The organism is Demequina activiva (genome assembly GCF_016862815.1).
GTDB lineage: Bacteria > Actinomycetota > Actinomycetes > Actinomycetales > Demequinaceae > Demequina > Demequina activiva.
This window is the reverse complement of record NZ_BONR01000004.1, coordinates 282,939-289,641: the sequence shown is the minus strand read 5'-3', so window position 1 is coordinate 289,641 and position 6,703 is coordinate 282,939. Positions and strand designations below refer to the sequence as shown.

Annotated in this window: 8 protein-coding genes; 4 read left to right on the top strand and 4 right to left on the bottom strand. The window is 69.6% G+C overall.

All coding sequences use genetic code 11. The annotated features are described in order from the left end of the window. The 4 genes from Dac01nite_RS10420 to Dac01nite_RS10405 form a co-directional block, all read right to left on the bottom strand. The coding region (locus Dac01nite_RS10420) for a helix-turn-helix domain-containing protein (protein WP_203656665.1) at window positions 1-212 on the bottom strand (212 nt) is incomplete at its 3' end. Window positions 213-318: 106 nt separating this feature from the next. Then, on the bottom strand, window positions 319-1,359 hold the full coding sequence (locus Dac01nite_RS10415) for a DUF389 domain-containing protein (RefSeq protein WP_203656664.1): 1,041 nt from the start codon (window positions 1,357-1,359) through the stop codon (window positions 319-321). Next, complete coding sequence (locus tag Dac01nite_RS10410) at window positions 1,356-1,649, bottom strand: SHOCT domain-containing protein (protein WP_239066615.1); 294 nt, start codon at window positions 1,647-1,649, stop codon at window positions 1,356-1,358. The genes Dac01nite_RS10415 and Dac01nite_RS10410 overlap by 4 nt, the downstream gene beginning before the upstream one ends. 2 nt (window positions 1,650-1,651) lie before the next feature. After that, the gene (locus Dac01nite_RS10405) at window positions 1,652-2,086 is read right to left on the bottom strand and encodes a DUF6325 family protein (RefSeq protein ID WP_203656663.1); all 435 of its coding nucleotides are present in this window, start codon (window positions 2,084-2,086) and stop codon (window positions 1,652-1,654) included. 352 nt (window positions 2,087-2,438) lie between these two features. Between Dac01nite_RS10405 and rho the strand changes: the two genes are divergently transcribed. The 4 genes from rho to prmC all read left to right on the top strand — a co-directional run bounded on the left by rho (window position 2,439) and on the right by prmC (window position 6,691). Continuing rightward, window positions 2,439-4,286 carry a transcription termination factor Rho gene (rho, locus tag Dac01nite_RS10400; RefSeq protein WP_373307246.1) on the top strand — a complete coding sequence of 616 codons (1,848 nt, stop codon included), beginning with the start codon at window positions 2,439-2,441 and terminating at the stop codon, window positions 4,284-4,286. Between the two features lie 189 nt (window positions 4,287-4,475). Further along, window positions 4,476-4,685 carry a 50S ribosomal protein L31 gene (gene rpmE / locus Dac01nite_RS10395; protein WP_203656662.1) on the top strand — a complete coding sequence of 70 codons (210 nt, stop codon included), beginning with the start codon at window positions 4,476-4,478 and terminating at the stop codon, window positions 4,683-4,685. 24 nt (window positions 4,686-4,709) lie between these two features. Next, entirely contained in the window at window positions 4,710-5,795 is a 1,086-nt protein-coding gene (gene prfA / locus Dac01nite_RS10390; protein ID WP_203656656.1) for a peptide chain release factor 1, read from the top strand. Continuing rightward, window positions 5,795-6,691: a peptide chain release factor N(5)-glutamine methyltransferase gene (prmC, locus tag Dac01nite_RS10385; protein WP_203656654.1), complete on the top strand. Its 897-nt coding sequence runs from the start codon at window positions 5,795-5,797 to the stop codon at window positions 6,689-6,691. Before prfA ends, prmC begins: the two co-directional genes overlap by 1 nt. The last annotated feature ends 12 nt before the right edge of the window (window positions 6,692-6,703 follow it).

The following is a 6,703-nucleotide window of genomic DNA, read 5'->3' as shown; positions in this document are numbered from 1 at the left end:
GACGGGCGCCCGCCGGTGGAGGCGGCGTGCGCGACCGATCGGATCAGGCGTGCGCGCTGGAGGGCCTCGACGCGGGCGGCGACCGTCGACCGTGCAAGGCCCGTGAGCGTCGCGAGCTCCGACCGCGTGCGCGGCTGGCCATCGCGAAGGATCTGGAAGATCTCCGACTGCGCGGAGCCCGACAGAGTCTCCTGTCCGCGAGGGTCGATCATCCCCCGATCCTATCGGACCCCACACGGAAGTACGCCCGGTTCCGTGCTCGCTTGTCCACACTTTTGGCAGGCGCTCGTCATAAGGGCCCGCACCCCTCTCGCGAGCTCAGAAGGAGTCGCGCTCGCCGTTCGCATCGAACGTGTACGAGGGGATGAACTCCACGATCACCTTCGACGCGTCGATCCCAGCGTCCTCCATGTTCGCGTAGACCTGGTCGATGTCCGGCAACGGCGGAGTGCCCTTGACGATGACGTGGATGAGGTCGTTCTCGCGCGAGGTGACGGACACGATCGACCACTTGGACTCGGCCGTGACCTGCTCGACGTAGTCCTGGATCTGGCCGATGCGCGAGCGGTCGTTGATCGCCTTGGCCGTCGAGTAGGTGAGGGGCCCGGTGACCAGGAGCACCAGCGCCGCCGTGGTGATGTAGGCCTTGACTCGCCGGCGCCTCTCGGCTTCCTTGTCCTCCGCCTCCAGCATGCGCAGCCGAGAGAAGCCATAGATCGCCATCACGATCGAGCCGGTCGCCAGGATCGCGGCGACGTTGGTGACGAACAGCAGCACGGCGCCCAAGGCCTGGCCAGGAGCGCCGGACTCGAGGGCGAGACCCGCCGCACACAGCGGGGGCACCAACGAGATGGCGATCGCGACGCCTGGCAGCGTGTCCGAGATGTCCGAGCGCACGATCGCGATCGATCCCACGGCACCCACGGCCAGCGCCGCGAACAGGTCCACCAGACCGGGGGAGACGCGCCCCGCGACCTGCGCGTTGGTCTCCGCCGTCACCTCCTGGACCACGATGAGGCCCAGCAGGAAGCCCACGCCCATGGCGCCGATCGCACCCGCGATCATGATGGCGATCGAGCGGGCGAGGTTCGTCCTGTCGCCCAGGACGGTGGCGATCATGGTGCCCTGGATGGGGCGCATGAGGGGAGCGACGATCATGGCGCCGATGACGGTCGCAGTGGAGTCCGCGACGATCCCCGCGGTCGCGATCGCGGACGCCAGGATGAGCAACAGCCAGAACCGCGTGTGCTGCGCGCGCACTGTGGGGCCCTCGAAGAAGGCCGCCTCCCGGAGGTACTCGACAGTGTTGAGGGTGGCGCCCCACCTGGTCTCGCGGACCATGGTGGTCCACCGGCTCATGACGCGAGCAGCTTCGCCTTCGCCGCCGCGAACTCGGCGTCGTCCAGCACCCCCGCAGCCTTCAGATCGGCCAGCTGCTGGAGCTGGGACATGAGGTCGTTGGCGGGCGCAGGGGCCGCCTGCACCTGCGCGGCCTGCTGCTGCTCGACGTAGGCCTGCTCCTGCTGGGCCTGCGCGCGGCCCTGCTGGCGGCGGGCGACGTTGCCGGAGACGGCGGTGGCCGTTCCGGAGATGACGGCGGTGCGCGCCATTGTCCCGATCAGTCCGGGACGTCCGATCCTTCCTCGCATGTCTAGCTCTCCTCGTTCTCGAGTGCGTCGAGCACTTCCTGGACCACCGGGCCTGGCACCCGGATGGAGTCGATCAGCTCGCCGCCGGCGGCGGCGATGGCGTCGCGCAACGGACGGACCCAGGTGTGCTCGAACACCAGGATCGCGGCGGCTGCACCCACGGGCAGCTCCGCCGTCAGCAGGTCGACGTCCTCGTCGGAGATCAGGCCCAGGGCCTCGCCCATGAGCGCTCCCACGCGGGCGACGTCGCCGTCCGCGTCGTCCTGGCCGAACTCCACGATGGTGGTCTCCTCGTCCGAGACGCGCTGGACGAACACTCCGTCCGCGACGCTGATGGTGCCGGCCTCGACCAGGCGCTCCAGCTCGGGGATGATGTCCCCCTGGAAGCGACCGGACTCGAAGCCGATCGTGACGACCTCGATAGGTCCTAGTGTCATCGTTCGCTCCTCGTGCGGGTAGGGGACGCGGCGCCATCCGGCACCGCCTCCTCGGAATCTATTCCCCCAGGTCTCAGCCAGCAACCGGGAGCAGCCCGACACGCCGCGCACCACCCTGCCGAGCGCACGGGCGGCACGCGCATCGGCCGTGCTGCGGGGGCCATTTGGGCCGAGCGAACCGCAGTGGTAGCCTGAACAGGCCTCCCCCAGTCGGCAACCAGCCGCGGCGGACGGCGTTTCCCACGGCATTCATGCGTCAGCGGACGACGGCGTACGCGCACACCCGGACGCCTGGGAGGGAAATCGCACTCATCAGGAGCCAACCAGGCCCGTGCGAAGAAAAGGACTATCAGTGACAGACACCAACGTGGCCGCCGCCGATCACGGCACGGCTCTCAGCGCGATGAAGCTCCCTCAGTTGCAGGCACTCGCCTCCGAGCTTGGAGTCTCCGGCGTCAAGAAGATGCGAAAGAGTGACCTCGTGGAAGCGATCAAGAACGGAGGCGTGGTCCCCACCAAGGCGGACGCGCCTGCAGCCGATGCGGCGCCCGCCATGGGCGCGGACGCCCCGGCTGCCGACAGCTCCCAGCAGGACCAGAGGCAGGACTCGCAGCAGCGCGGCGAGCGCAAGGAGCGTTCGCGCTCCCGCCGTGCGGACTCCGCGCAGAGCGCGCCGCGGCAGGCCGGGACGCAGCAGAACGGGGACGCGAACGCCCAGCGCTCCGGCAACGAGGACGCGGACGAGCGCGCACGCCGCGCCGCCGAGGCCGTCCAGATCGCGGGCAAGGGCGAGGACGCTCCCAAGAACGACGACGGCAACCGGGGCGGCAACGACCGCAACGAGAGCCGCGGCGATGACCGCAACGACAACCGGGGCAACCGCAACGACGGTCGCGGCAACCGCAACGACGATGAGGACGACGAGCGCGGCGGCCGCCGGCGCCGTGGACGCGGACGCGGACGCAACCGCAACCGCGACGAGCGCGGCGGCGACACCCAGCCGCAGGCGCGTCAGGATGAGGACGAGGCTCGCGACGACGAGGAGCTGAGCCCCGTGGGCGGCATCGTCGACGTGCTCGACAACTACGCCTTCATCCGCACCACTGGCTACCTGTCCGGCAAGTCGGACGTCTACGTCTCGATGAACCAGATCCGCAAGTACGGTCTGCGCAAGGGCGACGCCATCACCGGCACCGTCCGCCCGCCGCGCCCGGGCGAGCGAGGTCAGCGCCAGAAGTTCAACGCCCTCGCCACCGTCGAGACCGTGAACGGCGTGAGCCCCGAGGAGGCCAAGACTCGCAAGGAGTTCGGCGACCTCACTCCGCTGTACCCGCAGGAGCGCCTGCACCTCGAGACCGAGTCGCGCAACCTCACCAACCGCGTGATCGACATCGTCGCGCCCATCGGCAAGGGCCAGCGCGGGCTCATCGTCTCGCCGCCCAAGGCAGGCAAGACCCTGGTGATGCAGTCCATCGCCAACGCCATCAGCGCGAACAACCCCGAGGTTCACCTCATGGTCGTGCTGGTCGACGAGCGTCCCGAGGAGGTCACCGACTTCCAGCGCTCGGTCAAGGGCGAGGTCATCGCCTCGACCTTCGACCGTCCGGCAGGCGACCACACCCAGGTCGCCGAGCTCGCGATCGAGCGTGCCAAGCGCCTCGTGGAGCTGGGCCAGGACGTCGTGGTGCTGCTGGACGGCATCACTCGACTGGGCCGCGCCTACAACCTGGCCGCGCCCGCATCGGGCCGCATCCTCTCCGGTGGTGTCGACTCGGCAGCGCTGTACCCGCCCAAGAAGTTCTTCGGCGCCGCGCGCAACATCGAGCACGGCGGCTCGCTGACCATCCTCGCCACCGCGCTGGTCGACACCGGCTCGAAGATGGACGAGGTGATCTTCGAGGAGTTCAAGGGCACCGGCAACATGGAGCTGCGCCTGTCGCGTCAGCTCGCCGACCGCCGCATCTTCCCGGCCGTGGACGTCAACTCGTCCGGAACGCGCCGCGAGGAGATCCTGGTCTCCACCGAGGAGCTCAAGGTCATGTGGAAGCTGCGCCGCGTGCTGTCCGGCCTCGAGAACGTCGCCGCGACCGAGCTGCTGCTGGGCCGCCTGCGCGACCACAAGACGAACGCCGAGTTCCTGGTGCAGGTCGCCAAGACCACTCCGGGCAACGACAGCGACAACGAGCTCACGTCGAAGTAGAGCGCGCCCCACGAAGGGCCGGGTCGCATCAGCGGCCCGGCCCTTGTGCGTCCCCCCTCGCGCATCGGCCGTCCGGCGGGCTCCGGGAGTGGCCAGGGTGCCGCGACCGTGGCACAATAGAGGGCTGGCCGTCCGGTTCACCGACCGCGAAGTACGCGCGAGGACCCGGAGGCACCTTAAAGGGAGATCATGAAGAAGGACATCCACCCCGAGTACGTGACTACCACGGTCACGTGCACCTGTGGCAACACTTTCGAGACCAAGTCCACCGTGACCGATGGCTCGATCCACGCTGAGGTCTGCTCCGCGTGCCACCCGTTCTACACGGGCAAGCAGAAGATCATGGACACCGGCGGTCGCGTCGCGCGCTTCCAGAAGCGCTACGGCAACCAGAAGTAACCCGGAACTCCACGCGACGACGACGTGGCTGAAGCCTTCGCCGCCGTCCAGCCTCTGCTGGACGAGTATGCCGACATCGAGCGCCAGCTCGCCGACCCCGCCGTCCATGCGGACGCCGGGCGCTCGCGCACGCTGGGCCGTCGGTTCGCGGAGCTCGGCCGCGTCGTCGCCGCGCATCGGGCCTGGGAATCGGCCCAGGACGACCTCGAGGCCGCCCGGGAGATGGCCGACGCGGACCCCGAGTTCGCGGCCGAGGTCCCCGGACTCGAGGCCGCGGCCGAGGAGGCGACCGAGACTCTGCGCCGGATCCTGATTCCGCGCGACCCCGACGACTCCCGTGACGTGATCCTCGAGATCAAGTCCGGCGAGGGCGGCGAGGAATCCGCGCTCTTTGCCGGCGACCTGCTCAAGATGTACCTCAAGTACGCCGAGGCCAAGGGCTGGAAGGCGGAGATCCTCGAGGCAACGGAGACGGACATGGGCGGGTACAAGGACCTCTCCGTCGCGATCAAGGCCAAGGGCGCCGTCGACCCCGAGAACGGCGTGTGGGCGCACCTCAAGTACGAGGGCGGCGTGCACCGCGTGCAGCGGGTGCCCGCCACCGAGTCGCAGGGCCGCATCCACACCTCCGCTGCGGGCGTGCTGGTCTACCCGGAGGTGGAGGAGGTCGAGGAGGTCGAGATCGACATGAACGACGTGCGCGTCGACGTGTACCGCTCCTCCGGCCCCGGCGGCCAGTCCGTCAACACCACGGACTCCGCCGTGCGCCTCACGCACGAGCCCACGGGCATCGTGGTGAGCTGCCAGAACGAGAAGAGCCAGCTCCAGAACAAGGAGTCGGCGATGCGCATCCTGCGCGCCCGCCTGCTGGCGGCGCAGCGCGAGGCCGCTGCCGCAGAGGCGCAGGACATGCGCAAGTCGCAGGTGCGCACCGTCGACCGCTCCGAGCGCATCCGCACCTACAACTACCCGGAGAACCGGATCGCGGATCACCGCACGGGTTACAAGGCGTACAACTTGGATCACGTGCTCGCCGGCGAGCTGGGTCCCGTGGTGCAGTCAGCGATCGACGCGGATGAGGCCGCCCGTCTGGAAGCGCACCACGCCTGATGCCCAGCGTCGGAGCGCGCCTGCGTGAGATCACGCGCCGGCTGGCAGAGGCGGGCGTGCCGAGCCCAGAGGCCGATGCGGTGGCGCTGATGGCGCATACCTTCGGCTGGGAGCCCAGTCAGGTGCGCACGGCCGCCGCGCGCGACGACCACTGGCCCGAGGACCCGCTCGACTTCGACCTGCTCGAGGCTCGTATCGAGCGGCGCATGAGCCGCGAGCCGCTCCAGCACATCACCGGCAAGGCGTACTTCCGCGACCTCGAGCTCCAGGTGGGCGACGGCGTGTTCATCCCGCGCCCCGAGACCGAGCTCGTCGCGCAGGCCGCGATCGACGCGGCGCGCGCCGCGACGCCCAACCGTGACGGCATCGTCAAGGTGACGGACCTGTGCGCCGGCTCCGGCGCCATCGGCCTGGCGGTCGCGAGCGAGGTCGCGCACACCGAGGTGACGATGCTCGAGAAGAGCGAAGGCGCGCTGGTCTACATGCGCCTCAACGCCCGCTTCATGCCCGACGACGTGCGCCCGCGCGTGCGCACCGTGCTCGGCGACGCCCGGCGCTGCCTGCACCTGTTCGACGGCTGTGCGGATGTGGTGGTGAGCAACCCGCCCTACATCCCGCCGGACGGCGTGCCGCGCGACCCGGAGGTGCGCGACTTCGACCCGCCCGAGGCGCTGTACGGCAAGGGCGCGGACGGCCTGGATCTGCCTCGCGCGATCATCGACGAGGCCGCGCGCCTGCTGCGTGTGGGCGGGACCCTCATCATGGAGCACGCCGATAATCAGGGCCCGGCGCTGCGTGCGTTCGTCAATCGGTCCGAGTTCTGGGCGGACGCCCGGACGGAGCAGGATCTGACGGGACGCGACCGCATGCTCATCGTGACCCGCGTGGGCGTCTGACACACTTGTCGA

Coding starts and splice junctions, on each gene's coding strand:
- Dac01nite_RS10415 (WP_203656664.1), bottom strand. CDS start 1,359: ATGAGCCGGTGGACCACCATGGTCCGCGAGACCAGGTGGGGCGCCACC.
- Dac01nite_RS10410 (WP_239066615.1), bottom strand. CDS start 1,649: ATGCGAGGAAGGATCGGACGTCCCGGACTGATCGGGACAATGGCGCGC.
- Dac01nite_RS10405 (WP_203656663.1), bottom strand. CDS start 2,086: ATGACACTAGGACCTATCGAGGTCGTCACGATCGGCTTCGAGTCCGGT.
- rpmE (WP_203656662.1), top strand. CDS start 4,476: ATGAAGAAGGACATCCACCCCGAGTACGTGACTACCACGGTCACGTGC.
- prmC (WP_203656654.1), top strand. CDS start 5,795: ATGCCCAGCGTCGGAGCGCGCCTGCGTGAGATCACGCGCCGGCTGGCA.